The 26198-nt window shown below is 33.5% G+C and carries 27 protein-coding genes and 1 pseudogene; 2 read left to right on the forward strand and 26 right to left on the reverse strand.

Translation table 11 applies throughout. The features are described 5' to 3' along the window. Position 1: 1 nt before the first annotated feature. From KFZ70_RS02340 to KFZ70_RS02375, 8 genes are all read right to left on the reverse strand, one after another. On the reverse strand, positions 2–991 hold the full coding sequence (locus KFZ70_RS02340) for a VWA domain-containing protein (protein WP_139698296.1): 990 nt from the start codon (positions 989–991) through the stop codon (positions 2–4). Beyond that, entirely contained in the window at positions 984–1460 is a 477-nt protein-coding gene (locus tag KFZ70_RS02345) for a DUF4381 domain-containing protein (protein ID WP_139698295.1), read from the reverse strand. The genes KFZ70_RS02340 and KFZ70_RS02345 overlap by 8 nt, the downstream gene beginning before the upstream one ends. Before the next feature lie 12 nt (positions 1461–1472). Next, positions 1473–2405, reverse strand: coding sequence for a DUF58 domain-containing protein (locus KFZ70_RS02350; protein ID WP_139698294.1), 933 nt, complete (start codon positions 2403–2405; stop codon positions 1473–1475). A 9-nt stretch (positions 2406–2414) separates the two neighbouring features. Further along, positions 2415–3383 carry a MoxR family ATPase gene (locus KFZ70_RS02355; protein WP_139698293.1) on the reverse strand — a complete coding sequence of 323 codons (969 nt, stop codon included), beginning with the start codon at positions 3381–3383 and terminating at the stop codon, positions 2415–2417. 19 nt (positions 3384–3402) lie between these two features. Then, entirely contained in the window at positions 3403–4428 is a 1026-nt protein-coding gene (locus KFZ70_RS02360) for an HAD family phosphatase (protein ID WP_199240690.1), read from the reverse strand. A 68-nt stretch (positions 4429–4496) separates the two neighbouring features. Further along, complete coding sequence (locus KFZ70_RS02365) at positions 4497–6014, reverse strand: arylsulfatase (protein ID WP_139698292.1); 1518 nt, start codon at positions 6012–6014, stop codon at positions 4497–4499. Between the two features lie 130 nt (positions 6015–6144). After that, positions 6145–7194, reverse strand: coding sequence for an AI-2E family transporter (locus KFZ70_RS02370; RefSeq protein ID WP_139698291.1), 1050 nt, complete (start codon positions 7192–7194; stop codon positions 6145–6147). Positions 7195–7207: 13 nt separating this feature from the next. Next, positions 7208–7894 carry a hypothetical protein gene (locus KFZ70_RS02375; RefSeq protein ID WP_139698290.1) on the reverse strand — a complete coding sequence of 229 codons (687 nt, stop codon included), beginning with the start codon at positions 7892–7894 and terminating at the stop codon, positions 7208–7210. Between the two features lie 186 nt (positions 7895–8080). Between KFZ70_RS02375 and KFZ70_RS02380 the strand changes: the two are divergent. Continuing rightward, positions 8081–9285 (forward strand): annotated as a pseudogene (locus tag KFZ70_RS02380) (IS3 family transposase). Positions 9286–9393: 108 nt separating this feature from the next. Here the strand turns inward: KFZ70_RS02380 and KFZ70_RS02385 are convergent. From KFZ70_RS02385 to KFZ70_RS02465, 17 genes are all read right to left on the reverse strand, one after another. Beyond that, a complete protein-coding gene (locus KFZ70_RS02385) occupies positions 9394–10116 on the reverse strand; it encodes a DUF6090 family protein (protein ID WP_139698914.1) in 723 nt (240 codons plus the stop codon). A gap of 59 nt (positions 10117–10175) precedes the next feature. Continuing rightward, entirely contained in the window at positions 10176–10976 is an 801-nt protein-coding gene (locus KFZ70_RS02390) for an IS3 family transposase (protein WP_407515876.1), read from the reverse strand. 50 nt (positions 10977–11026) lie between these two features. Next, entirely contained in the window at positions 11027–11398 is a 372-nt protein-coding gene (locus tag KFZ70_RS02395; RefSeq protein ID WP_099570149.1) for a transposase, read from the reverse strand. A 184-nt stretch (positions 11399–11582) separates the two neighbouring features. Next, a complete protein-coding gene (locus tag KFZ70_RS02400) occupies positions 11583–12356 on the reverse strand; it encodes a hypothetical protein (RefSeq protein WP_139698880.1) in 774 nt (257 codons plus the stop codon). A 105-nt stretch (positions 12357–12461) separates the two neighbouring features. Then, the gene (locus tag KFZ70_RS02405; RefSeq protein ID WP_139698881.1) at positions 12462–13370 is read right to left on the reverse strand and encodes a nucleotidyltransferase domain-containing protein; all 909 of its coding nucleotides are present in this window, start codon (positions 13368–13370) and stop codon (positions 12462–12464) included. Further along, positions 13367–14284 (reverse strand): pentapeptide repeat-containing protein, encoded by a 918-nt coding sequence (locus KFZ70_RS02410; protein WP_139698882.1) that lies wholly within the window; start codon positions 14282–14284, stop codon positions 13367–13369. Before KFZ70_RS02410 ends, KFZ70_RS02405 begins: the two co-directional genes overlap by 4 nt. A gap of 171 nt (positions 14285–14455) precedes the next feature. After that, the gene (locus KFZ70_RS02415; RefSeq protein WP_139698883.1) at positions 14456–15151 is read right to left on the reverse strand and encodes a hypothetical protein; all 696 of its coding nucleotides are present in this window, start codon (positions 15149–15151) and stop codon (positions 14456–14458) included. Positions 15152–15204: 53 nt separating this feature from the next. Then, complete coding sequence (locus KFZ70_RS02420) at positions 15205–16005, reverse strand: IS3 family transposase (RefSeq protein WP_407515701.1); 801 nt, start codon at positions 16003–16005, stop codon at positions 15205–15207. A 50-nt stretch (positions 16006–16055) separates the two neighbouring features. Further along, positions 16056–16427 (reverse strand): transposase, encoded by a 372-nt coding sequence (locus KFZ70_RS02425; RefSeq protein ID WP_099570149.1) that lies wholly within the window; start codon positions 16425–16427, stop codon positions 16056–16058. Positions 16428–16610: 183 nt separating this feature from the next. Continuing rightward, positions 16611–17345 carry a hypothetical protein gene (locus tag KFZ70_RS02430; protein ID WP_139698871.1) on the reverse strand — a complete coding sequence of 245 codons (735 nt, stop codon included), beginning with the start codon at positions 17343–17345 and terminating at the stop codon, positions 16611–16613. A 146-nt stretch (positions 17346–17491) separates the two neighbouring features. Then, positions 17492–18187 (reverse strand): hypothetical protein, encoded by a 696-nt coding sequence (locus KFZ70_RS02435; protein ID WP_139698872.1) that lies wholly within the window; start codon positions 18185–18187, stop codon positions 17492–17494. A 171-nt stretch (positions 18188–18358) separates the two neighbouring features. Beyond that, positions 18359–19186: a hypothetical protein gene (locus KFZ70_RS02440; RefSeq protein WP_199240709.1), complete on the reverse strand. Its 828-nt coding sequence runs from the start codon at positions 19184–19186 to the stop codon at positions 18359–18361. A gap of 165 nt (positions 19187–19351) precedes the next feature. After that, positions 19352–19975, reverse strand: coding sequence for a hypothetical protein (locus KFZ70_RS02445; protein WP_139698873.1), 624 nt, complete (start codon positions 19973–19975; stop codon positions 19352–19354). 165 nt (positions 19976–20140) lie between these two features. Further along, positions 20141–21376 carry a protein kinase domain-containing protein gene (locus KFZ70_RS02450; protein WP_139698874.1) on the reverse strand — a complete coding sequence of 412 codons (1236 nt, stop codon included), beginning with the start codon at positions 21374–21376 and terminating at the stop codon, positions 20141–20143. Positions 21377–21437: 61 nt separating this feature from the next. After that, positions 21438–22238, reverse strand: a complete 801-nt coding sequence (locus KFZ70_RS02455) for an IS3 family transposase (RefSeq protein WP_407515876.1) — start codon at positions 22236–22238, stop codon at positions 21438–21440. Between the two features lie 64 nt (positions 22239–22302). Further along, a complete protein-coding gene (locus KFZ70_RS02460) occupies positions 22303–22659 on the reverse strand; it encodes a transposase (RefSeq protein ID WP_407515881.1) in 357 nt (118 codons plus the stop codon). 186 nt (positions 22660–22845) lie between these two features. Continuing rightward, positions 22846–23349, reverse strand: a complete 504-nt coding sequence (locus KFZ70_RS02465; protein ID WP_139698912.1) for a hypothetical protein — start codon at positions 23347–23349, stop codon at positions 22846–22848. A 284-nt stretch (positions 23350–23633) separates the two neighbouring features. On the opposite strand from KFZ70_RS02465, the gene KFZ70_RS02470 reads away from it, so the two are divergent. Beyond that, complete coding sequence (locus KFZ70_RS02470) at positions 23634–25199, forward strand: IS1182 family transposase (protein ID WP_407515697.1); 1566 nt, start codon at positions 23634–23636, stop codon at positions 25197–25199. A 100-nt stretch (positions 25200–25299) separates the two neighbouring features. Here the strand turns inward: KFZ70_RS02470 and KFZ70_RS02475 are convergent, their stop codons facing one another. Next, positions 25300–26055, reverse strand: coding sequence for a hypothetical protein (locus KFZ70_RS02475; RefSeq protein ID WP_139698904.1), 756 nt, complete (start codon positions 26053–26055; stop codon positions 25300–25302). Positions 26056–26198 lie beyond the last annotated feature (143 nt).

Below are 26198 nucleotides of genomic sequence, written 5' to 3' on the forward strand. Positions count from 1 at the left end.
ATTAAGCCTTTAAACGTTTAATTATTGTTATAATATGATTAATTAAAACTAAGAGTAAGCCGAGCAATAAGGCTATTCCTAATGGGTACTGATATAATAGTGTTTTTGGTATGTAGGTTTCTTCCTCGTACTCAACAGGTTCTAGCTGATCTAATTCGGTATAAATACGTTCTAGTTCTGCGGTATTTTTGGCTCTAAAATATTTACCGCTGGTAAGTTGTGCTATTTCAGTTAGAGTACGCTCGTCAAGGTCAGACATACTGCTTCCGGGATCGCCTATACCAACGGTGTAAATAATGGTAGAATCTTTTTTTGCTAAATTGGCTGCATCAAGAGGCAATATGCTTGTACCACTATCAACACCATCAGTAAGCAAGAGCATGACTTTGTTTTGTATGGTATCGCGTTGAAACATATCCATACCCTTTACAATAGCTTTTCCAATATTAGTCATTTGTCCTGCCATACCCACATCGGCCTCATCAAGCATGGTTTTTACGGTTTCAAGGTCGGTGGTAAAAGGCGCCTGAATATAGGCATTACTAGCAAAGAAAATAAGTCCCATTTTATCGCTTTCGCGTTTAACAATGAAGTCTTGCATGATGTTTTTTACGGCTTCCCATCGTGTTACGCGTTTATTATTAATAGCCCAATCGTTATTGGCCATACTAAATGATAAATCAGCAAGAATTAAAAAACTACGCGACGTTTTTACTTTTTTTTCAGGTTGACCAACCAATTGAGGTGACGCTAAAGCAAATAGAAGCAATAGCCAAATAACAAACATGATGACTTTTGTTAACCAAAACTGCTTTTTTACATAAGTAGATTTTTTAGGTTTTTGATGAGTAGCCTTTGCGCTTGAGTTGAAATAGGGGTAGATTAAAGCTGAACTCCTGTGTTTTATGGCAGGTAATAGCCAATATATTAAAAAGGGTATGATAACAAATACCGCCACAAACGGATATGCAAATTCAAATTTATCAGGCATGATCTTTAATCCATTTTATACTCGTTTGAATGAACTCTTCAATATCAAAGCTGCTTTCAGTATTGTACTTGTTTTGATAAACAGCGTTAGAGATTACAGCTTCGTGTTGCTCAAAATAAGAGGATTTAACTTTACTATCCATTAGTGCCAGCCAGTCCCTTCCTGAGAGTGAGGCTACTTCGTTCTTAGAATATGTGCGTAATGCTGTTTGCTTGAGTAAAAACATAACCTTTGCTATAGCGGGATAAACCTCTTGTTTGTCTTGTTTAGAAATGCTTTGTATTTCTTGTATAGCAGCTCGTCTATATCCCCGTTGTTTATAACGTATAAACATGTTATAAACTATAAATAGTACAAGAACTAAAAGCACCACGCCAATAAGTTTCCAGCCCAATGTTTCCAGGGTGAACGTAATTGGGTCTGGCTCAATAATTGGTTGTAGTGTATTTTCTTGCAGTATTAATAGCATAGTTATGTATGTCTATAGATTAGAAAAGACCTCTAGTAATTCTTCTTCTATTGGATTGCAACAGTTGACCTTAAGTAACGTGATGTTGTATTTGCTAAGTTCAGACTTAAAATCGGTAAATTCTTTTTCAAAAGTAGCTTCTACCTTTTCTTTAGTTTTTGAGTTTTTACCGTTTAAATTAATTTGCTTGGTTTTATTGGTAATGGTAAGTTGTGCATTTGGAATGTGATCTTCCAATTCATCAAAAACTTTAATCATTATGATATCATTATGCAACCCAAGCTGACTGAGGTATTTGATTACAGCCGGGTTATACCTGTGGAAATCACTGATGATAAAAACAACATAGTCATGCGTTACAATGTTGTTCACTTTTGCAAACATCTCAGCAAGAGAATTATCAAAATCTTTTATATCGTAATTATAAATGTTTTGATTGGCTTCAACTATTTTCTGAAGAAAATAAATGCTATTTCTGGCATCACGTTTTGGTGTTATGATTTCGTAATCTTCACCAAAAACTAAACCGCCTACGCGGTCTCCCTTTTTTTTTGTTTTATGTGCAATTATTGAAGCAATTTCTCCAGCCACAAAAGCTTTGGTTTTATTTTTTGAACCAAACCCCATTGAGCTGCTTTGGTCTACAAAAATGAAAACAGGTTTTTCCTTTTCTTCAGTAAAAATCTTGGTGTGCGTTTTTCCTGTTTTGGCGGTAACTTTCCAGTCAATGTTTCTAATATCATCGCCAAAAATATAGGGTCTAACTTCTTCAAAATCTAAACCACGTCCTCGTAGCTTAGAAGCGTACTGCCCAGAAAGTATACTGTTTGATTTATTCTTACTGTCACTTATTTGTAATGTTGAACTAAACACCTCTAATTTTAAAAGGTGTTCAAGTGATAAAAACACATTGGGCGGACTATATTTTTTTTTGTAGAGCTTCATACGGTTGATTTAAGCAATTACTGCAACAACCTCTATAATTTTGTCGATAACCTCATCTACACTTACGCCTTCTGCTCTAGCTTTGTAACTTAAAGCAATACGGTGTCTTAACACATCTTTGATGACTTGGTGTACGTCGTCTGGCATGACATAATCTCTATTGTTCATCCAGGCATTTACACGGCTGCATCTGTCTAAGGCAATTGTTCCTCTAGGGCTTGATCCAAAACTTATCAGCTCACTGAGACTGGTATCGTATTTTTCTGGATATCGTGTTGCAGAAATAAGGCTAACCACATATTTTTCAATATCTTCAGAAACCTTTATTTGAGCAATCTCTTTTCTAGCCTCAAAAACTGATGTTTTAGGAATAACCTCATTGCTCGCAACATTTGGTTTTACTAAAGCTTCTTGTTTATTTAAGCGCATGATTTCAAGTTCTGCATCATCATCAGGATAGCTTATTATGGTATGCACTAAAAATCGATCCATTTGAGCTTCAGGCAAAGGATAGGTTCCTTCTTGTTCAATTGGATTTTGAGTGGCCATTACCATAAATAATTCATCCATTTTATAGGTTGTACCAGCTACCGTTACTTGACGTTCTTCCATGGCTTCTAGTAATGCCGACTGTACTTTTGCCGGAGCTCTGTTAATCTCATCGGCTAAAATCAAATTATTGAAAATAGGGCCTTTTTGAAAAACGAATTTTTCTTTTTCATTGGGAATATAGATCTCTGTTCCTGTAATATCTGAAGGTAATAAATCTGGTGTAAACTGAATTCTACTTAAACCACAATCTAGGTTTTTGGATAGCGCATTTATTGCTCTTGTTTTTGCCAATCCTGGCAAACCTTCAAGTAACATGTTGCCGTTTGCTAAAAGCACCAATATAATTCGATCAATAAGATGTTCTTGGCCAATAATTGACGCAGCCATTTTTAACTTTAGGGTTGAAATGGATTCAAATGGAGACATAGCGTTTGTGTTAATAGTTTTACTCTTTTTGAAAAGGGTAGATAACTTTCCAATCTTTTTTCATGTCAATTACCGTCCACCCATTAGCATTGGCATAATCTAAGCCTTTATCGAGTTTGCCAATATGCGAGTCTCTATCATAAGCCCATTCGCGTTCGGCATCGGTATGATGTAAATACAATTGAAATGATGGATAAGTGTTAGAATCTGTGTAACGCAGCATAGCAAAATCACCATCAGAATTCCCAGAAGCGAAAACTGGTTTTTTGCCAATAAAGCGTTGTATACCTACTGGTTTTCCTTCTTTATCGTCAATAAAATCAATCTTTGGTAAACGTTTTATTAAAGGTTTGTCCTCTTCAATAACAAACTCTGTTTTAACACTACTTCCCACAACTTGATCAACAGGTATACCGTAAACGGCTTCAATCCATGGTCTCATAAAATCTATACCACCCCCAGATACAATGTAAGTTTTAAAGTTATTGGCTCTTAAATAATCTAGAAGCTCTAACATAGGTTGGTAAACAAGCTCATTATAGGGCTTATTAAACCTAGGGTGACGAGCTGTTTTTAGCCAGTTTTTTACAATGGCGTCAAACGCTTCAACGGTCATTCCAGCATGTGTTGCCATGACTATTTCAAGAATACCATGTTCACCATAACTCATAAGCGTTTTCATGTCGTCTTCAAGAACCGCTTTATAAGGTTGTTTAGTTTTCCATTCAGGATGTTCATTAGCCATTGCTTTAATTCTGTCAATCGCAAAGAATAATTGAAAATACAAAGGTTGCTCTGACCATAGGTTACCATCGTTGTCAAACGTAGCCACACGATTAGAAACTGGAATAAACTTTGCACTTTCTGTATTTGTAACCTCTTTAACGTAACTTATAATAGCTTGTTTAGTAGGCGTATCATGCCAAGAAGAAAGTGGGTCTGTTTGTTTACTTTCTAGTACAGTTGACTCGAGTAAACTTGCTTTTTGTTCTTTACACGAAAAGGTTAAGAACATTAAACAACTACATATTATAACGTGCTTCATGGTTGTATTAAAAAAGGCAGCATTAGCTTATTAAAGCTAAAAACTGCCTATATTATTCAGATTACCTCTTAATTTTGCGGTCTGCTTTTCATTTTAGCTATTACAGCATCAACACTTAAAGTGCCTCCTTCAACTGGAGGAAAGTCTTTAAAAGAACTTAAAAAATTAGCAACATATGCTTGAGCTGGTACGAACATCCACATATTATCACCATACCATCTTGTGTATAAGGCTGATTTATAAGATACTTCAAAGGGATCTGCCCTTAAATTAATGACGATAGGCCATGAAGGCGTTTTTCTATAGGCTTCATTAATACTACCCTCCATGATTGCAAAGTGAATCTTCCAGTTTTGATACCTTAGCGCATTAAGGTTTCCTCCTGCATCAAAATAGAATATTTCTTTCCTTGGAGATTCCTTTACCTCTCCTTTCCAAAATGGCAACATATTATAGCCATCTAAATGGGCTTTAAAAGTTTTTCCGGCAGCTACATATCCCGTTAAAAGTTTTTCTTTAACATCTGGTACACCAGCGGCTGCAAGCAATGTTGGCATCATATCTTCGTGAGAATGAATATCATTTATAATTGTTCCTGGTTTTATAACTCCCGGCCATCGAATAACACAGGGTGCTCTAAAACCACCTTCCCAAGTAGAACCTTTTTCTCCTGCAAACGGTGTTGTCCCTCCATCAGGCCAAGTGAATTTCTCTGCTCCATTATCAGTAGAATACATCACTATAGTATTATCAACAATCTTCAATTCTTTAAGTTTGTCTAATACTCTACCAATAGCTTTGTCATGTTCCACCATGCCATCTGGGTACAAGCCAATACCTGTAACACCTTCGCTTTCTTCCTTTAAATGCGTCCAAACATGCATACGTGTAGCACTTAACCAAACAAAGAATGGCTTACCTGCCTTATGTGCTTTTTCAATAAAGGCAATTGCGGCATCAGTAAACTCTTCATCAGCCGTTTCCATGCGCTTACGTGTCATTGGTCCTGTATCCTCTATTTTGCCATCGGCATAAGAATGCAATACACCCCTTGGTCCAAATTTTTTGTGAAATTCGGGATTTTTCGGGTAATAATAGGTTTCAGGCTCTTCTTCTGCGTTTAAATGATAAAGGTTCCCAAAAAACTCATCAAAGCCATGATTTGTTGGCAAATGTTCATCTCGATCTCCTAAGTGGTTTTTACCAAATTGACCAGACACATAACCTTGAGGCTTAAGCAATTCTGCAATTGTTGGCTGATTTTCCTGAATACCTTGCTCTGCTCCAGGCATTCCTATGGTAAGTAATCCTGTTCTAAAAGGATGCTGCCCTAAGATAAAGGCCGCACGACCAGCTGTACAAGACTGTTGGGCATACCAATCGGTAAATACGGCGCCTTCTTTTCCAATGGCATCAATATTTGGAGTTTGATAGCCCATCATACCTTGACTGTTGATACTGATATTGGAATACCCAATATCATCACCCCATATAACCAAGATATTGGGTTTTTTGTTTTTTTGAGCAGACATTACCTGCAACCCACAGACTACTAAAAAGCCTGCCAATAGTTGTTTTATTTTCATAAATTTCAATGTTTTTTCTAAAAATAGAATATTTTTTTGAAATTTTAGACATCGATTTTAAATAAAACAAAAAACTTATAATTTCTTTACCAAACTGTTAGATTAGCATAAACTTGCCTTAACAAAATGTCTAAACTTTTGTTCGCTCCCCAAAAGTCCAATACTCTAACATTCTATACATAACAGCCAAAACAACAGGACCTATGAACAAACCTATAATACCATGTAAAAGCATACCGCCTATAGTACCTAATAAAATCAAAATAGTTGGAGTTTTTAAACCTTTTCCTAAGAATATGGGTTTTAGAACATTGTCTAATAGTGCTACTAATATGGTATAAATGGTAAAAATGATAGCCGAAGTGGTATCAGCCATTGAAAATGAAAGCATTATTGCGGGTAACATAACCAGTAATACCGGAATTTGAATAATACCAAGTACCAAAACCAAAAAAGTAAAAACACCTGCTGCAGGAATACCTATAACTCTAAAACCAACAAAAGCAAGAGCCGATTGAATCAAAGCTACCAATAATACCCCTTTAACAACACTTTTTATTACCTTACTTGAAATGGATATGATTTCTTCTCCATCATTATTTGTAAGCTTATTAATAATTAAAAGCATCCTTTGTTTAAGGTATGTGGCATTATACATCAATGCAATAGACACTATAAAAGACACAAAAAATGTAAAAAAAGTTCCAATAAACCCTTTTAAACCGGAAAGAATATTTGGAATCTTATCCAGAATAAAAGCACTGTGTTTGATAAGATAATTTTGAATATCAGAAGACAAGTCGCTCCAATTTTTAAAGACCGTTTCACCTATAAAAGGCCATTGCTTAACACTCTCACTAGGCAACGGAATAGCTAGAGTATGATTTCTTATACCCTCAATAATATCAACAAATGAATTTGCCAAAGATGTTGATATAGCATAGGTTGGAGCAATAAATACTACAGTGGCCGATAAAGCAAAAATTAGAGTGATATGCTTTTTGTTTCCTTCGCCTGCTTTTTTGATAAAATAATTGTAGACGGAAAATAATGATATGGCTAAAATAATGCCCCAAACCATAATAAGCACAAACGGCTTGATTATTGTAAAACACCATACCAGTAAAACTAATAAAACCAATGTTTTTAACGTGGTAGTTATGGTGTCATTATTTTTCATACTTACTTATATTTTACTTTTTGTTTAATTCCTCAACTACTTTTGGCACAATTTTACTTGCTACCTTATGAGCATCTTTTGGATCATAAAGTTTGGTGGTTACAACCCCTACTAATTGTTTATCTGCGGGCTCATCAAGATTATAAGCCACAGTCTCTAAAACATAATCTGTACTTACACTAGTAGATGTTGAACTGGTTACATAGCCTCCAAAAGAATTATAATAGGAGCCATAAGCATATGGGTAACTAAAGTAATTGTAGAAATTACCATAATAACCCGGGTAGAAATTATTATAGCTTGCTCCCATATAAATACCATTATGGCTTTTTGTTACCGTTTGTTGTTTATCTTTTATAACGGTAAGCATTACCCCATTATAACCTTCACTTTCCATAAGGCTTCTAATAAACGCTACGCGCTCTTCAGTAATTTCTTTATTCGGATAAATTTTAGGTGCTTTAGTATAGCTTTCTGTAGCTTTTATTCCTTTTGCTCTTAACGCATTGGCAATTTCAACTTCAAAAGCTATACGTCCTTGATCATTTGCTGTTCTGGCAATGACTAAAACATTTTTTTCTTTAAATGCATTAACTATTGATTCTTCAGCTTTCCATGCATTAACTACTTTTGTGCTTTGACAACTTAACGTGACTAAAAAAAGAAAGCATAGGGTACGTACAAAATAGATGTTCTTCATAATATGTAATAGTGTTTCAGTGATTTAGATTATTAGCTATGTAAATTAAAGTAAAAAACTTCAGTTATAAGAAAATAAAACACCTTTTCTATATTATTATTTCTTCAATCTGAACATGTTATTCACGATGCAATAAAACAACTGGACTTCCTATATTAGACTGGACAAAAAGATGAGAGAATATGTTTGCTAGTTATTAACTTAGCAATTATGAGAAGTAAACCCAAACATTACACTTTAGAATTTAAACAAAAGGCAGTTGAGTTGAGCTATGCCAAAGGCAACGTAAAACAAGTAAGTGAAGATTTAGATATATTTCCATCGGTTCTTTATCGTTGGCGAAAAGAGTTGAAGGATTATGGCAAAAATAGTTTTCCTGGTCGAGGCAAGCCTAAATTGACTGATGAAGAAAAAGAAATATTCCGTTTAAAAAAAGCGTTAAAAGAAGCTGAAATGGAACGTGACATCTTAAAAAAGGCCATCAGCATCTTCTCCAAGAGCGACAGGAAAAATACAGGTTTATAAAACAGCATCTTATGAGGTTTCCTGTCGAGATGATGTGTAAAATATTAAAGGTAAGCAAAAGCGGTTATTATCATTGGCTGCAATCAGGGCCAAGTAAATTATGGTTAGAAAATCAAAAGGTAACTGCGCTTATAAAATCTATATTTAAAGATAGCTTTCAAAGTTATGGATCGCCAAGAATAAAAACAGAACTGGAGACATTAGGCTATAAAATATCAAAGCCCAGAGTGGCGCGTATTATGAGTGCTAATTATTTGTTTGCAAAACGAAAACGTAAATTTAAAGCAACCACTGATAGTAAACATAATTACCCAATAGCACCTAATTTGTTAAACCAAAACTTTGAAGTAAGCAGGCAGAATCAAGTTTGGGTAAGTGACATTACCTAAATCAAAACCAAACAAGGCTGGTTATATCTTACTGTAATCATTGATTTGTTTAACCGTAAAGTTGTTGGGTGGGCTCTAAGTGACAATTTAAGCACAGAGGATACTATTATTAAAGCTTGGCATATGGCTATAAAGAAAGCAACCCTAACCCAAGATTTAATTTTTCATTCAGACCGAGGTATACAATATGCCAGCCATAAGTTTACCTCTTTAATTAAAAGTTACGATGGTTTAGTAAACCAATCTATGAGCAGAAAAGGTAACTGCTGGGATAATGCCGTTGCAGAATCGTTCTTTAAATCATTAAAGGTAGAATGGGTTTATAGGCACAATTATAGATTAAGATCTGAAGCGGAGTTATCCATCTTTGGATGGATAGAAACTTGGTACAATAATAAAAGGAGACATTCCTTTTTAGGAAACAAAACTATAAGAGAATTTGAATTAGATATGTATAACCAAAAACTAGCAGCTTAGTCATTCAACTTAAAGTCCAATTTTTTGTTGCAAGTCCACAAGTTAAAGGTAACGATTTTTGGATTAGCATTTAGCAAGCAATGGATTATAGCCGTTGTTGTGCTTTCGTTATTCTTTATTGGAACTCACTTCTCCTTGGATTTCAGTCAGAATCTTATCTATTTCTATTTCCAATATTTTGTAATTTTCAACTATGTAATTTGCTCTACCTCTTATAGTTCTGACAATATTCTCGAATTGAACATCTTCTAACAATGTTGGGTCAATTAGTCTAGAACCGGACTCATAATAAAAATACTTTAAATAATGAGGTTCAAGATAGGTGTCTCCATATTCAATTAATCGCTTCTCATCTTCTTTAACATCCTCTACCATTGCTGGCCATTTTGAAAGATTCATTCGCAAAGAATCATTTTTAATGATGTTTAGATTTCCAGAACTCATTAGGTTATTTAGCCCCCCATTTGAAGGGTCAAAAGTCGAATAACCGTATAATCTTCTCGTAAGATTGAAAACCTTAATCAAGTCCACATCCTTTTTTGATAAGCTCAAAATGTATATAATGCTATCTCCATTATGGGTCAAATTATTTGCTTTTTTAATATTTCTATTCAACTCTTCCTTATTATATAAAAAATCAGATTTCAATTCATTGAGAAATTTTTGCTCATAATTGGATTCTTTTCGACTTTCATTCCAATTATTAATCTGCAAAGCAATTAAAATCCCGATAACCACAAGCACTATTTCACCAATAGCATATTTTAAGTATTTTCCAGTTTTCCCTTCTGAAAGTAAGTTTTGTCTAATTTTTCTAAAGAATTTAATCATTGGTTAGTGGTTTCTGATAATGTCTAGTCCTGAAATATGGCTACAGGTTAAAAATTGATTTACGCTGTTTTTAAATATACCATATTTGGTGTTTTATAGTCTAAAGATACATGTAATCTAATTTCGTTGTATAGATTGATTGCACTTTTTGTTGCTCTTTTGGCGTGTTGTACGCTATCAAAGGTCTGGTCAAGATAAAACTCGTCTTTTAGGATGCCGTTTACACGTTCAGCAATAGCGTTTTCGTAGCAATGATTTTCTTCTGTCATACTAATTTTGATGTTGTTTCTCTTTAAAATTTGTGTGTATATATTGCTACAATATTGTATGCCTCTATCCGAGTGATGTATTAGGTTTTCTGTGTTTTTAGCTTGATATAATGCTTTTTTAAGAGCTCTGGTACAACCGCTAAGTTCAAGGCTATCACTAAGGTCGTAACCTATGATTTTTCTAGAATACATGTCAGTTATAAGGGCCAAGTAGCAAAATCCTTTTACAGTTCTGATGTATGTAATATCCGATACCCAAACCTGATTAGGTCTATTAACAAGTACATCTTTTATGATGTTTTTATGTTTGTAAAACCTATGAAAAGAATTGGTAGTTCTGTAGCTGGGTTTCTTTCTGGTTATAAGCATATTGTGTTTTCTAAGAATGTTGAAAAGCGTGTCTCTGCCTACTTTAAGGTTTGCTTTATCAAACTCATTTTTTAAAGATATTTTGAGTTTACGTACGCCTTCTCTAGGCAAGGACCTGCGCTTTTGGTTCACAATTTGAATGATCTGTTGTTCAAGTTTTAAACGTTTGTCAGCTCTATATTTATACTTGTAGTACGCATCACGTTTAAGCCCGAAAGCCATACAAATAGTGGTTAAAGACGCAAATCCTTTAGCTTTGTCTTTGGTTTTACTTAGCGCTCTATATTTAGCTTTTTTTTTAGTTCTGCAACAGATTTATAGCCAAGATCTTCGGCAGCAACTTCCAGGTATGAATCTTGAATCATTGCATCTAGATCTTTCTTTAACAACAATTTTTTTAGTTGTTCAATCTCTTTTTGAAGTTCTTTAATGCGTGTTATTTCGTCTTTGGTTTTCACAGTTATTCTAGTGTTCATAAGGTCTTTACGGTTGTACTTTCTTATCCATTCATTAATGGTAGTTGGTGCAATACCGTAGGCTTTCCCTAGTTGATATTTGTTTAGTTTTCCTGTTGTAAGTTCGTCTAAAATTTTCAGTTTAAAAGGTTCTGAATACCGTCTGATTACTTTGTCATTTTTGTACATAATGTTTGAAATTATGTAGCCTTTATTCAGGACGGGTCAAAATTACTCACAACGGTCTAGTATATGAAAAGTAGCGGATTTTACTTACTGATTTTTCAGTTTTACAATGACCTCTAATTTATTAATTTTGTTTCGTGTGAACGATTAAACCGCTATTTTTTATATACGTTGTTGTAGCACGTATTTATTCTTTTCGTGTTCCTAATAAATATAAAACAATGCTCGGTCCTGATTTTACTTTACCAATTTCCCAATCATAATTTTCCGTTCCTTTCAAATTTTCAACAAGAGCGTTCATTTCTTTGATGGAATAAGTCCGTAATGAAGAAACAATTCCATCCCACAATACAAAAAGAGGCACAATTGGGATTAAATAAGTAAAAATAATCCGTCCGAATTTAAATGGTCTTATGAATGGCGTTACCAACAGAACACTTATTGGGGAAAATAGCATAGCCAAGATACTTGGAACACTTCTTTCCTGCCCTTCAAATATTGCAATTGAACTACCTGTGTCAATGGTATTTTGAAGGATTAGTTTTGCATCTTTTGGCTTAAAATGGTGCAATGATAAAAATTGAGTTCTCAATCCTTTTAATTCATCGGGTACATTTCTTGCATCAACTGGTTTTTCCACATACTCGAAATTGTTCGCTTTCTCTTTTGTGAATTTGAATGCTGGAATGTTGGGGTAAAAGTCCGTCAAGATTATTTTCAGGTCAGGTATTTCATTTTTCAATTCAGAGTTCAACCAAATAAGTCCGCCACCACCTCCTGAACCAAGGTCAATAATTTGATTCGTTTTACTCTTTAGCAACCCTTTTTCAATTATTGGGATAATTGGTTTGTACATTTTTGTCTTATTGGACAAAAACTGTAAAAAGTCAGTTCCGTAATTCCTTAAAAAAGTCGGAAACCATTTTTGGTCTTCAAACTCAAATAAATGTATTCTTCCCATTTTGCTATGGTTTGGTCATATGTGCTACAACGGTAACGTATAAGAATAGTAGCGGATTTTATACACTTACTTTTCGGTACATCACTGTCTTTTGATTTATAAATTTCATTTAGTTTTAGCGATTATACCGCTATTATTTTTATACAATGTTGTGTGGCGTTTTTTTATTTCCGATATCAAATTGAGAGTAAAATCATTGTCTTTCATTTTGCAAGCATAAAATTGTGGGTTACTAATTATTTTTTTCAATTCAGGAATATTCAAATCTTGCGAACAGTAATATCCTTCCACCAATCTTAATCTTTGATAAGGATTGAATTTACTTTTGATAATAGACTTTTCAATTAAACTTTGAAATGTCTCTGACTCAACAAACTTTACAGAATCTAAAATCCCTAAATCTTTTACAATAGGTATTACTTTTTTAATGAAGTCCAATGAAGGTAATTCATCAAGGATTTCTTCTCTATAGTTTCTTTTTACAACTCTTAATTCCCTTAAAAGGTTAATATCAGATTGATTTATTAAACCTTGCTCTTTTAGTCCGTTTAGTAGTTTTATAAATGAGAATTCAAAAATTCCATTCTCCGCATTTTTAAACACTAAATAATTCCTCAATCCAACAAAAAGACAATCGCAAAACCAAGCAAAACCTAAAGTAGTTTTCGGAACAGTCTTAATTATGTTAAAGTAATTCTCACAATCTTTAATGTCCTTTTTATAATCTGTCTTTGGATTGAAATGATTTATTATATCTTTAAATCTATCATTTGGGTCAATAATGATTTTTGATTCTTTTTGTAAATGCTTGATAAATAAACTACCATTTTTTGATAAATATTCAAGTTTTGAGTATGTGTAAAATGAGATAGACCAACCATCTTTATAATAGGTTTCTTTCAACTTCTCTAAAGTTTTAAAATTATTAGCCACAACTAATAAATCTCTATCGCTATATTTATCAAAATCTGCTCTCAATGAACTGCCGAAAACTGCAACACTATAATTTTTCATTTTACAAATCGATTTATTAAAACTGTTATTAAAAAACTTAAAAGAATGAAGCCTGAAAAGCCTTGCATTGTCAACATATACATTCCAAAATCAGTTTGGGGTTGAAATTGAGAATCTACTAATTGCGTCATTGCATCTGCTGTAAAAAAGATGTTTGCTATTGGGCTAATGTTCTCTGAATTGAAAGATGCGATTGCAAAGTCCTTTTCGTGAAATCCATATTCATTCCAATAATTTAAGTTGGTAAAGTAAAATACTCCATAAAGAACAAAGAAAGTTGCGATAAAACTTCTTAGTCTTAGGCCATAACCAAATATCCATCGATATAGAAAATTAGGAATATACTCAACTGCAAAAGTTTGAAAATTTATTTTATAAGGTTGGCTTTTAAAAAATTTACTTCTTGTCAGTCGACCTTCCCATTTCTGGAAATAATAATTGGCTATTCTTGCAAACTCAGATTGTTCTTCATCTCTTGAATTGTTTAATAGCTGTTGGAATAAGTGAACTGCCATATTAGACTTTTCAATGTCTTTCTTTTGGTAGTTATTTTTAAAACTTATAGGGTCTATATAGGTACGTTTAATTAGGATTTGATGTGTGTTTACGTTTTTGAATGTACATCTGTGAAATTGACAATTATCTAAAGTACTTCCAAAAAATAAACAGTCTTCGAAGTGACAAGAAGTGAAATCAATATTTTTTAGTTTTGTCTTTGCGAAACTGACATTTATAAATGTAATTGACTTTACTTTATAGCGAGGATGTTCATCGCTGTTTTTTAAGATATCTGGTTTATAGATTAAATCTCTAATAGTTCCTTCACTTGCTGAAACCATTTCTTTAAATTCCACTTCGGAATTTTTTCCAATTACTCTTGGTGTTCCACTAAGTTCAAAAAAACTATTTGACATTTCTTATTCTATTTCTTTTTTCAAATGACACACAACGGTTTTGGCTATGGTTTCGTTACGGAATGGTACGCGAGTATCATTCCGCCGTAACCATAAATTTAGCAAAAAGGCTTGAAATTCCGATTAGGAATTTCAGCCGTAATGAACTATAGCCGTTGTTAGCTGTAGTTTTTATTTCGGCTCGTTAAAATGATTTCCATCGTCTAACCATTCTCTATTTAAGCCAGTTTTTTCATTGAATTCCTTTTGTTCACTTTCCGTGGCATAGTCAATTACGAATTGTTGTCCGCCATCATCATAGTAGGTGTATTTCCCCTTTGTCTTTAGTTCGTCTGGTAAATAAGAAAACCTTTTAAAAAATGAATCAGCGATATAACCGACTTTTTGCAATTTCCATTTTTTACTGATGCCATTTACTTTAAAGTGAATCCATTCGTAATTTTCATCGTCAACTACAATAGAAATTTCTGTGTATTCAATTTCGCCATCAGTGATAGTTCCCATTCTTTTCATAAACCAGATATATTGTTCTGGTGAGTCTATAAATTCAAGGTCAAACCAAATGCATTTGTCACTAAAATTCAAGGTTGGAATTTTCGGACTTCTCCAGCCATAATAAAAATAGAGCCGAGAAAAGGGCTTTTCCTCTATTTGTTTCAGCCTTTCCTTTCGGATTTGGTCCCACATTGGTTCTCCATAGCCATCTGTCAAAATCATTTCTTTCGTAACGCCATCTGCGAATTCATACCCTAATGCTTTGAAAACTTCAATTTGCTTTTCGTAAGTAATATTGTCGGTTTTATTTGATTTAAAACCAAAGAAGCTTAAAATTCCCATAATTAATATCAGTGAGGTTTTCTTTATCATAAATTTGGTTCAAATGTCTAGTCCTGAAATATGGCTACAGGTTAAAAATTGATTTACGCTGTTTTTAAATATACCATATTTGGTGTTTTATAGTCTAAAGATACATGTAATCTAATTTGGTTGTATAGATTGATTGCACTTTTTGTTGCTCTTTTGGCGTGTTGTATGCTATCAAAGGTCTGGTCAAGATAAAACTCGTCTTTTAGGATGCCGTTTACACGTTCAGCAATAGCGTTTTCGTAGCAATGATTTTCTTCTGTCATACTAATTTTGATGTTGTTTCTCTTTAAAATTTGTGTGTATATATTGCTACAATATTGTATGCCTCTATCCGAGTGATGTATTAGGTTTTCTGTGTTTTTAGCTTGATATAATGCTTTTTTAAGAGCTCTGGTACAACCGCTAAGTTCAAGGCTATCACTAAGGTCGTAACCTATGATTTTTCTAGAATACATGTCAGTTATAAGGGCCAAGTAGCAAAATCCTTTTACAGTTCTGATGTATGTAATATCCGATACCCAAACCTGATTAGGTCTATTAACAAGTACATCTTTTATGATGTTTTTATGTTTGTAAAACCTATGAAAAGAATTGGTAGTTCTGTAGCTGGGTTTCTTTCTGGTTATAAGCATATTGTGTTTTCTAAGAATGTTGAAAAGCGTGTCTCTGCCTACTTTAAGGTTTGCTTTATCAAACTCATTTTTTAAAGATATTTTGAGTTTACGTACGCCTTCTCTAGGCAAGGACCTGCGCTTTTGGTTCACAATTTGAATGATCTGTTGTTCAAGTTTTAAACGTTTGTCAGCTCTATATTTATACTTGTAGTACGCATCACGTTTAAGCCCGAAAGCCATACAAATAGTGGTTAAAGACGCAAATCCTTTAGCTTTGTCTTTGGTTTTACTTAGCGCTCTATATTTAGCTTTTTTTTTAGTTCTGCAACAGATTTATAGCCAAGATCTTCGGCAGCAACTTCCAGGTATGAATCTTGAATCATTGCATCTAGATCTTTCTTTAACAACAATTTTTTTAGTTGTTCAATCTCTTTTTGAAGTTCTTTAATGCGTGTTATTTCGTCTTTGGTTTTCACAGTTATTCTAGTGTTCATAAGGTCTTTACGGTTGTACTTTCTTATCCATTCATTAATGGTAGTTGGTGCAATACCGTAGGCTTTCCCTAGTTGATATTTGTTTAGTTTTCCTGTTGTAAGTTCGTCTAAAATTTTCAGTTTAAAAGGTTCTGAATACCGTCTGATTACTTTGTCATTTTTGTACATAATGTTTGAAATTATGTAGCCTTTATTCAGGACGGGTCAAAATTACAGCTAACGGTTTGTGTAAGGATAGTTGCGTGATTAGGCAACTAACTTACTAAAAATGGAACGAACCAGAGGAAAATCCGCAGGATTTTCCAAGTAGACTAGAACCAAGCAATTATTTTTACACGGTGTTAGGCAAAGTTATTTTATTTCAAATCCTCTATCGTTATTTCTATTCTTGAACGATTTATGAATATCCCATTCCTTTATTTCCTCTTTGCTACTTATTTCCCAATTATTACATTCAAAATGTCCTTTTAAAATTGTGTCATTTTCAAAATAACCGAAATCTTGTGATAATCTCAATTCAAAATTACCATAAACATTTGAAGCAATAGAATAGTCAAAAGTTGAAATTGCAATTTTATATTTATCAATGTCCATTGATTTAAAATCACTACCGTTATATTCCAATTCTGTAGATTTTGAATATAATTCAAGATTTTTTATGACACTATCTTTTAAAATCAGAGTCAAGAATTGAAATTGTCCGTCAATTCGTTTCAAGTAACCTAAATCCATTAAGTGGTTAAGTCTACCGCCAGATTTATCAGTAATTCCAGTAGAATCCAATTCTTTTTTTGTCGGTATTCCTGACCTTAATTGAATTTTAATTATGTTATTTTTTTTGTCTTTTTGACAAGAACAAAGGGCAAAAACACTTTCGCTTTTAATTTCATTTGATAATTCTAACTCAACAACCTTTCCTAATGGTTTTAACGTGCTATCAATTCTTATTTGATTTCTAAATGTATTAATTGAGTCAGTTTTAGTTTTTTCTATTTTTTGATATTCAATATTTTTTTCACCTGTTTTGTTATCAGTTTTACAACTGAATATGACAAATAAAATTAATATTGAAATTCCGTTTTTCATAATTTTGCCTAACGGTTTTGGCTATGGTTTCGTTGCGGAATGGTTCGGCAGAACTATTCCGCCGTAAACCAAAGTTAGCAAATACGCAGGAATTTTAGTTATGAAATTCCGCCGCAATGAACTATAGCCGGTGTTGTGCAACGTACTTATTTTTCCGTATCTATTAACCAAGCGTTTTTGTATTCCGTTGTTTTAGTTAATTCTTGTTTTAATTTTTCTCGGTTTAAATCCAATTCGGAATATTCTGCTCTTTCATAGAGTAGGTTGTATGCCGATTGATGAAGTCCGTATTTTTTTAATTTATAAAAGTCCGCTTTTGCTTTTTCCGAATTCAGATTGTCGTTATCAAACTCAATTTTTAATAAATCAACCAAAGTGTCATTTACAAACTTATTTTGGTAATTAAGTCGTTTTTTGTCCGATTTCATAGAGTTAAATTCTCGGATTATTTGATAAACGATTGAGTCGTTATTCTCCGCTTTTCTGCGGTTCCAAAATTCAGTGTAATACTTGGTTTGTATTTCGGGATTGTTGTAAGTCAATTGCAAACTGGCAATTAGATTCTCAAAATTCCGCTTTATATAAATTCCTTCGATAAGGAAATGACTTTCGCTTTTTGAAATCAGATTCTCAAGTTTTCCATATCCAAACTTTTTAAACGATTCGTGAAGCATTTTTAAGTTTTCGGGTTTTCTAATCCAAGAGTTTCTTGTCCAATCTCCATTTCTCAAATCGAAAAATGAAGTTTGATTTTCTGCATAAAATTCCAATTCAGATTTCTTGTCGTTTTTACAAGACAGAAATAGAAAAATCAGAAGTGAAATTGTTAGCAGTTTGTTCATTTTCGGTATGTTGCACAACGGTTTTGTGTATGATTTCGTTGCGTGTTTAAGCACTAAAGTTAGCAATTAAATCACAGATAGAAAGTCCGCGAGGACTTTCGTAAGTAGGCTATAACTAGCAATGAATTATACACGGTGTTGTAAAACGTTTTTATTTATCACGTTTCAAAATTATTGAGTCTTCAGAATCAAATTCGGTCGGACGTATTCCTTCAAAGCCGATAGCAAATTCCATTGTGTCATCATCAATAAAATTCGAGATACAGAGTAGTTTCTTTTGTTTTTTACTCTAAACATCGTTACTATTAAATCTACTTGTATAGGTTTTGTTTCGCTATTTATTTCATAGGTCATACTTCCTTTTTTTCCATTTTGGACAAACTCTTTTCCGCCCATTATTTGTCCTTGTATTTCGAAGTATGCATAACCTTCCGAATCAAAGTTCAAGTATCCTATATCTTTTTCATCTTCTCCAATCCACTTTCCAATGAATTTTCCTTTATCATTTTCATTAGAATTAAATTCTAATTTCGTCCATAATCGAGATTTAACTACTTTCTTTTTATATTTTCCTGGTCGAACTTTTATTTGTTCCGTTGCTTGCTTTATTAATTTATCAATTTCATCTGATTGTGGATATGATTTAACTTTTATGTCAATTATTTCCGCTTTTTCAGTTACAGTCAGATAAACATAAACGTTGCCATTAAATTCCGTTTCAGAATTCAGTTTTTCGTTTATCAATCCATTTAGATTTTTTTCAGCACAAGCAATTTGTTCTTTTTCCGAAATTCCACTTTCACAATCATTTTCAAATGGCAATTCCGTCAGAATTGCATAATGATAAATTCCTTCTTTTTTCTGTTTGAAAGGTTTTAATTTATATCCTTTTTCAGCCGAATCATCTGCGTCTAAGAAATGTCCTTTCGGAATTTGTCCAATCGCAAACATTGGAATCAGAAGTAAAATTGTCAAAAAGTTTAATTTGTATTTGCTCATTTTGTTGGTTTGGGTAAATGTTTTACAACGGTTACGTATAAAAATAGTGCGATTTTGTGTATGAGGATTTTCCGTAGGAAAATCAGAAGCTACAAAAGCGCACTACACTTTGTTTAAGCACTAAAATAAGCATTGTTTTTATGCTTTGTTGTACCCAGTTTTTTATTAGGTAAAATCATATCCTTCATCTTCTAAAATTTCCTTTTCGTTTCTTCTTTTAATTAGTCGATTTAAAGTTGCGTTTTCAGTTCCCTTTCTCCGAAAATGCCCTGTGTTTTCGTCAATCAGTCGATTAATTATTTTGTCACTTATTTTATTAATAAATAAAAAGTTAAAAGAGTCTTTTGTCACAATCCAAGGTGTTAAAAGAATTCCACGTCTTGACCACCAACCAGCAAAAAAAGTAATTAAAATTGCTTTTAACTTTGCCTTTTTTCCACAACTTAAACACAATATTTTTTCATTCCGTGTGTCGTTCGCAAAAAGTAAGACAGAAACGACTTGATTAATTTCAAATCCATAAAGTCTATCTTTTTTTTCAGCGCATTTTGGGCAATTCAGACTTTGGATTTTCTTTATTAGAGAATTGCGTTCAATTCCGTCGTAAGTTTTGGTTTCAGTTTCTACCCAACTAATTAGATTCTTGTCAAGATTCCGTTTCTCAATTTCCTCTTTTAAAATCCCGAGAACATCTTTTCTTAATCCTTTCGATTCTTTTTTTGCAATATTCTCAATTTTTGAATCGGAAAATCCTTTGTAGTTTTCTCTTATTTCTTCGACACTATACATTCAGTTTGCGTTCGGGTTAAATTGGGTACAACGTTTATGTATATGGAAAGTTGCGTGTTTGTGTGCGAGGATTTTCCGAAGGAAAATCAGAAGCCAGCAAACGAGCAACTAACATTGGTTTAGCCAAATCTAGCAATTTTTTATATACTTTGTTGTAAGCCGTTTTTATAACAGTTTTCCTAATTCAGGAAGTAAATTTAAACTAAGCTTATTTTTTAATTGTTCCATTTCCGTTTTTTCAATTTTATCACCTATTCGAATTCTACAGACTTCAATTTCATTATTATTAATTTCAGTAAATCCAATGACTTGTTCACCTAAAAATGCTGTTCGGATGTTTATAATAACATGTTCCTTTTTTCCTATTGGATAAGCACGAATTTGATTTTTATTTTCAATGTCACCAAGATTGTAAACCCATCCCATATTTTCTGTTCTAAAACCTTTAGCTTTGGAACTTAAAATTGTTTGAACTTCTCTTTTAATATTTTCATTTATTGTAATTAAATTATTTTTTAAATCATCTAAATTGTTGCTTTGAATTTTCTTTGCATGAAGTTTTAATTGCTCTTCAATTTGATTCTTGTCTGTATTTTCAATATTTTCCATTTGATTCAATAAATCTATAATTTCCTTAGCAGAAGACCATCTTTTGGCCATGTCTATCTGGAAAGCCTTATCGAAAATAGTATTCCAAATGAAAGGCATTTTAATTTTAGAAATTGTTTTAATAGCTTCATCTGTTTGATGGGCAAATTGTCCATTTTCATTTAATAAAACCCTTGGATATTTTCCTGAAAATAAATATAATGCTATTCCGCAAGCTAGTGTCAAATCACTTCTTGAATCTCGCTTACTTGTGCTTCCTGCTGAGAATTCTGGTAGCCTTATAAATCTATTACCTAGTTCTTGTCCAATAGAGGTTATATTTTGTTCGTCATTTAGATTTACTGAAATTCCAAAATCAACTAAGAAAAGTTTTCCTATATCATCAATTAAGATATTTTCTGGTTTAATATCTCTGTGAACAATTTCTTTATCATGAATTTCAGTTAATATGTTTAATAGCTGTTTAAAAATGTTAACAGCTCTTTTGAATTCAACGGGTTTTGCTATTTTATCTAGGCTTTTCCCTTTAATAAATTCAGCACAATAAAATAGTTCTTCATTGGTTTCGAAATTGTTAACATTAGTATCAATGATTTTGGGGATACCTGATATATTCAGAGATTTGAAAAGTGTAGTTTCTCTAAAGAAGCGTAGACGTCTTTCGGTAGAATTTTTTTTAAGTTTTTTTAAGAAATATTGTTTACCTGTTTCGATTTCTATAACAATGAAACAGTCTCCTTGACCACCACCTAGATTAGAGCTATTAATTCGATATTTGTCTTCCCATTTCATTATTCCTCAGAGTTTCTTTAAATGTCTAGTCCTGAAATATGGCTACAGGTTAAAAATTGATTTACGCTGTTTTTAAATATACCATATTTGGTGTTTTATAGTCTAAAGATACATGTAATCTAATTTCGTTGTATAGATTGATTGCACTTTTTGTTGCTCTTTTGGCGTGTTGTACGCTATCAAAGGTCTGGTCAAGATAAAACTCGTCTTTTAGGATGCCGTTTACACGTTCAGCAATAGCGTTTTCGTAGCAATGATTTTCTTCTGTCATACTAATTTTGATGTTGTTTCTCTTTAAAATTTGTGTGTATATATTGCTACAATATTGTATGCCTCTATCCGAGTGATGTATTAGGTTTTCTGTGTTTTTAGCTTGATATAATGCTTTTTTAAGAGCTCTGGTACAACCGCTAAGTTCAAGGCTATCACTAAGGTCGTAACCTATGATTTTTCTAGAATACATGTCAGTTATAAGGGCCAAGTAGCAAAATCCTTTTACAGTTCTGATGTATGTAATATCCGATACCCAAACCTGATTAGGTCTATTAACAAGTACATCTTTTATGATGTTTTTATGTTTGTAAAACCTATGAAAAGAATTGGTAGTTCTGTAGCTGGGTTTCTTTCTGGTTATAAGCATATTGTGTTTTCTAAGAATGTTGAAAAGCGTGTCTCTGCCTACTTTAAGGTTTGCTTTATCAAACTCATTTTTTAAAGATATTTTGAGTTTACGTACGCCTTCTCTAGGCAAGGACCTGCGCTTTTGGTTCACAATTTGAATGATCTGTTGTTCAAGTTTTAAACGTTTGTCAGCTCTATATTTATACTTGTAGTACGCATCACGTTTAAGCCCGAAAGCCATACAAATAGTGGTTAAAGACGCAAATCCTTTAGCTTTGTCTTTGGTTTTACTTAGCGCTCTATATTTAGCTTTTTTTTAGTTCTGCAACAGATTTATAGCCAAGATCTTCGGCAGCAACTTCCAGGTATGAATCTTGAATCATTGCATCTAGATCTTTCTTTAACAACAATTTTTTTAGTTGTTCAATCTCTTTTTGAAGTTCTTTAATGCGTGTTATTTCGTCTTTGGTTTTCACAGTTATTCTAGTGTTCATAAGGTCTTTACGGTTGTACTTTCTTATCCATTCATTAATGGTAGTTGGTGCAATACCGTAGGCTTTCCCTAGTTGATATTTGTTTAGTTTTCCTGTTGTAAGTTCGTCTAAAATTTTCAGTTTAAAAGGTTCTGAATACCGTCTGATTACTTTGTCATTTTTGTACATAATGTTTGAAATTATGTAGCCTTTATTCAGGACGGGTCAAGCTTACGCACAACGGTCTCGGCTATGAGTAGTTGCGTGGATTAGCGATTAACTTAGCAAGTACACACCAAACTGAAAATCCGCGAGGATTTTCAGAAGTAGGCGAGAACAAGCAATTACTTATAGCCATTGTTGGCAAATCGTTTTTTATAAATATTTTAGGTCAAATTCCCCTTCTCTTATTTCAATAACTTCTCCATCTTCGTTTACTGCGTCAAACTCGAAACGACCACCCAAAATATAGTTGTCAATGTCGTGATATAGAATTTCCAAAGTTCCAAAATAAATTTCGTTTGTTTTGTAAACTGAGCTGGCGGTATCAATACTATATTCTCCTTGATTTGGTTCTTCACTAAGATTATAAATATTACCAACCATTGAAGTTGTTGTGCTTATTCCAGTAATTTCTATTGTTACAAATTGGTCAATGAAATCTGGTGACTGACCTCTATTCCTAAACGAAAGGTACATACGATTTAAATCATCATAGTCAGCCATACTGAACCAAACGGATCTAGCACCTGGACTTGTTACTACAGATGGTTTTAATAGGTTACCGTTAACCTCACATTTCACGCCTCCTCGTCCGTCAAATACATAGTTTTCATCGTCTAAATCGACAGACGCTGTATCGCAAGCAATGAATGTCAATATTGATAAAATCAGAATCAATTTATTTTTCATAATTCTATTTATTTGTAGATGAGATTCCATTTATAAGGTTGCGTCAAAATGTTTGCCAACGGTTACGTATAAGAATAGTGCGGTTTTGTGTCCGAGGATTTTCCGCAGGAAAATCAGAGTGACCAAATACGCACTAACCTTTTGATTTAGGATTAAACTTAAGCATTATTTTTATACAATGTGCCTGTTGCACAACGTGATAAATATAAGATAAAATTTCATAAATTGTATTATAATTCTTATGTTTAATAATGCAAGGCAAAAAAGAGTATCAGGAGAAATTATTCAACAATTTTCAGTTAAGTGTTCGTGTACCAGAGCACAATTTCTATCGCCGATTAAAGGGTGTTTTACAATTAGAGTTTCTGTATCAAGAAACCAAAGGATATTATGGTAGCAGTGGTCAAAAGAGCATAGATCCTGTGGTGTTTTTTAAACTTTGTCTGGTGGGGTATCTGGAAAACATCACCAGCGACCGCAAGCTCATCGAGCATTGCAGTATGCGTTTGGATATTCTTTATTTTCTAGGTTATGATATTGATGAAGAATTACCATGGCATTCTACCATCAGTCGTACTCGAGGATTGTTTCCGGAGTCTGTATTTGAAGCGGTATTTGGCAGAGTTTTTGAGCTTTGTGTATCGGCCGGAATGGTCAGTGGGCATACTCAGGCCATCGACAGTGCCCCTGTCAAGGCCAATGCTTCTATGGACAGTTTGGAACTCAAGGTCCCAGAAGCAGATTTGGACAGCCACCTGCGAAAAATCCGCCATATCAGTAAACGTGATAAAGACCAACCGCTACATCAGGCTAAAGGCAACAAAGCGGATATTGATCAGCAAACTTTATCGGCCAGTGCTAAGGAGTTACAAGCCATAAAAAGCAGAAACAGTAAATGGGCAAAGGAACAGGACCAGCGTCCCGGAGCGGGCAATAAAGGCAGCAGATATACCAGTAACAAAACCCACTACAGCCCAACAGACCCCGATGCCCGCATTAGTGTTAAACCGGGTAAATCCAGAAAGCTGAATTACCAAAGTCAGCTTACGGTAGATACAGCTCATCATGTGATTAGTGATATTAAGGCTTATCATGCCGATGGAAAAGATAATCAACAATTAGCAGACATCGTGGTTCGCGTACAACGTCGCTTACGCCGATCAGGATTAGTCTGGGAAAACTGTGTGGCCGATACCGGGTATAGCAGTGGAGAGAATTACGCCTTTCTGGAAGGGAGGAATTTAAAGAGTTTTATTCCGGCACACGGGACTTATAAAGGCTGCCCAGACGGGTTTACCTATAATGAAACCCAAGATTATTATGTTTGCTCACAAGGTAAGATCATTCCTTTTAAAAAGGTGTTTTATGAAACAAAGAACCACACCAAGAAGAAAGAATACCGCGCCTCAAAGAAAGTGTGTATCGATTGTCCAATCCGCCGTGAGTGTTTAGGTAAGAGTGCCCAGGAAAAGAAATTCACCGTAACGTATTACCGCGCGGAGTATGAGCGAAACATTGGGCGTGTAAATAGTCCACAGGGGCGCTATATGAAAGCCAAGCGACAAAGCACAGTAGAGCCCGTATTTGGAACCTTAACCCAGTTTATGGGACTTAGGAAAGTCAATACCATTGGCATTAAGCAAGCTAATAAGTGTATGCAGCTCTCGGCCATAGCCTACAACCTTAAAAAGTACTTGAAATTCATAGAAAAACACAGTAAAAGCGGGGCGGCAAGTCTGCAAACTCATTTTTGCATGTATAAAGGCATAATAGGCCTTGTTATTAGCCCCAGAAAGCATCTTGATTTTAGATGGTGAATAACTACCAAAAACAACAAACGCCCTGAAAATAGGCGTTTGTAATTCAAGTTTTTATAAAATTATGGGCTCGTGCAACGGCTACCAATGTTGGCAATAGTTATTTTTTAAAACAATTTTTATTGTAATGTAGATTCACTTTTAATAAAACTTCATTAATTAATTGATTAACTCTATCCGCATAATTTATATCGTTGTTATTTTTATAAATATAGTTTTTTAAAGTTGTTTCCATAAGAGGAATTGTCTTAGTCATTGGCTCATTAAGGCAAGAATCAAAAACTTCTTTGAAATTTGTTCTGTCAAATGTTTTGTCAGCCATACAGTTGCAAAAATCATCTTTAATCAAGTCCGCAAAATACTCCGAATGTTTGTCAAGTTTGAAAATAGGCCATTTTACTACAAAAGCATCGTTGTCTATTTGGATAATCATAATTCTAGTATGGTCAGGTAATTTGTCTATTGAAAAACGATTAACCACAAAAGGACTTCCTTTGTGTTTATATGGGTAAGTGTCCAAAAAAACATTTAGAGTGTCATTAATCACTTCGTCAAACCCTGAACTAATATTCACTCCAATATTTTGCAAGACATTCTCGCTTTTTAGAAATAATGTGTCTGAATTTATTTTCAGTTTTATATATCTTAATTTAGAGTTTTTAAGATGCTCGAGCTTTATTTTTTTGATTTCGAAACTTTTAACTTTTTTGACTTGTTTATAATCATCTTTATATTCAATTATTAGCTCTTTTTCTGTTATACTATCAGCTCCTTTTAAATTCAGATAAAATTTTTGAGCAAATACGAAATTCGAAAAAAGCAAAAAGGTTAATAGTAGGTTATTCAGTTTCTTCATAATTATTGCCAACGGTTGGTATAAGAATAGTGCGGTTTTGTGTCCGAGGATTTTCCGTAGGAAAATCAGAGTGACCAAATACGCACTAGCCTTTGATTAAGTATTAAATTTAGCATTATTTTTATACTTTGTTGTAACCAGTT

Origin of the sequence: Allotamlana fucoidanivorans, from assembly GCF_045788535.1 — a bacterium.
Taxonomy (GTDB): Bacteria; Bacteroidota; Bacteroidia; order Flavobacteriales; family Flavobacteriaceae; genus Allotamlana; species Allotamlana fucoidanivorans.

What these genes read in the sequence shown, in the direction of transcription:
- KFZ70_RS02340 (WP_139698296.1), bottom strand. Translation starts at nt 991, where the DNA reads ATGCCTGATAAATTTGAATTTGCATATCCGTTTGTGGCGGTATTTGTT.
- KFZ70_RS02345 (WP_139698295.1), bottom strand. Translation starts at nt 1,460, where the DNA reads ATGCTATTAATACTGCAAGAAAATACACTACAACCAATTATTGAGCCA.
- KFZ70_RS02350 (WP_139698294.1), bottom strand. Translation starts at nt 2,405, where the DNA reads ATGAAGCTCTACAAAAAAAAATATAGTCCGCCCAATGTGTTTTTATCA.
- KFZ70_RS02355 (WP_139698293.1), bottom strand. Translation starts at nt 3,383, where the DNA reads ATGTCTCCATTTGAATCCATTTCAACCCTAAAGTTAAAAATGGCTGCG.
- KFZ70_RS02360 (WP_199240690.1), bottom strand. Translation starts at nt 4,428, where the DNA reads ATGAAGCACGTTATAATATGTAGTTGTTTAATGTTCTTAACCTTTTCG.
- KFZ70_RS02365 (WP_139698292.1), bottom strand. Translation starts at nt 6,014, where the DNA reads ATGAAAATAAAACAACTATTGGCAGGCTTTTTAGTAGTCTGTGGGTTG.
- KFZ70_RS02370 (WP_139698291.1), bottom strand. Translation starts at nt 7,194, where the DNA reads ATGAAAAATAATGACACCATAACTACCACGTTAAAAACATTGGTTTTA.
- KFZ70_RS02375 (WP_139698290.1), bottom strand. Translation starts at nt 7,894, where the DNA reads ATGAAGAACATCTATTTTGTACGTACCCTATGCTTTCTTTTTTTAGTC.
- KFZ70_RS02385 (WP_139698914.1), bottom strand. Translation starts at nt 10,116, where the DNA reads ATGATTAAATTCTTTAGAAAAATTAGACAAAACTTACTTTCAGAAGGG.
- KFZ70_RS02390 (WP_407515876.1), bottom strand. Translation starts at nt 10,976, where the DNA reads ATGGCTTTCGGGCTTAAACGTGATGCGTACTACAAGTATAAATATAGA.
- KFZ70_RS02395 (WP_099570149.1), bottom strand. Translation starts at nt 11,398, where the DNA reads ATGTACAAAAATGACAAAGTAATCAGACGGTATTCAGAACCTTTTAAA.
- KFZ70_RS02400 (WP_139698880.1), bottom strand. Translation starts at nt 12,356, where the DNA reads ATGGGAAGAATACATTTATTTGAGTTTGAAGACCAAAAATGGTTTCCG.
- KFZ70_RS02405 (WP_139698881.1), bottom strand. Translation starts at nt 13,370, where the DNA reads ATGAAAAATTATAGTGTTGCAGTTTTCGGCAGTTCATTGAGAGCAGAT.
- KFZ70_RS02410 (WP_139698882.1), bottom strand. Translation starts at nt 14,284, where the DNA reads ATGTCAAATAGTTTTTTTGAACTTAGTGGAACACCAAGAGTAATTGGA.
- KFZ70_RS02415 (WP_139698883.1), bottom strand. Translation starts at nt 15,151, where the DNA reads ATGATAAAGAAAACCTCACTGATATTAATTATGGGAATTTTAAGCTTC.
- KFZ70_RS02420 (WP_407515701.1), bottom strand. Translation starts at nt 16,005, where the DNA reads ATGGCTTTCGGGCTTAAACGTGATGCGTACTACAAGTATAAATATAGA.
- KFZ70_RS02425 (WP_099570149.1), bottom strand. Translation starts at nt 16,427, where the DNA reads ATGTACAAAAATGACAAAGTAATCAGACGGTATTCAGAACCTTTTAAA.
- KFZ70_RS02430 (WP_139698871.1), bottom strand. Translation starts at nt 17,345, where the DNA reads ATGAAAAACGGAATTTCAATATTAATTTTATTTGTCATATTCAGTTGT.
- KFZ70_RS02435 (WP_139698872.1), bottom strand. Translation starts at nt 18,187, where the DNA reads ATGAACAAACTGCTAACAATTTCACTTCTGATTTTTCTATTTCTGTCT.
- KFZ70_RS02440 (WP_199240709.1), bottom strand. Translation starts at nt 19,186, where the DNA reads ATGAGCAAATACAAATTAAACTTTTTGACAATTTTACTTCTGATTCCA.
- KFZ70_RS02445 (WP_139698873.1), bottom strand. Translation starts at nt 19,975, where the DNA reads ATGTATAGTGTCGAAGAAATAAGAGAAAACTACAAAGGATTTTCCGAT.
- KFZ70_RS02450 (WP_139698874.1), bottom strand. Translation starts at nt 21,376, where the DNA reads ATGAAATGGGAAGACAAATATCGAATTAATAGCTCTAATCTAGGTGGT.
- KFZ70_RS02455 (WP_407515876.1), bottom strand. Translation starts at nt 22,238, where the DNA reads ATGGCTTTCGGGCTTAAACGTGATGCGTACTACAAGTATAAATATAGA.
- KFZ70_RS02460 (WP_407515881.1), bottom strand. Translation starts at nt 22,659, where the DNA reads ATGTACAAAAATGACAAAGTAATCAGACGGTATTCAGAACCTTTTAAA.
- KFZ70_RS02470 (WP_407515697.1), top strand. Translation starts at nt 23,634, where the DNA reads ATGCAAGGCAAAAAAGAGTATCAGGAGAAATTATTCAACAATTTTCAG.
- KFZ70_RS02475 (WP_139698904.1), bottom strand. Translation starts at nt 26,055, where the DNA reads ATGAAGAAACTGAATAACCTACTATTAACCTTTTTGCTTTTTTCGAAT.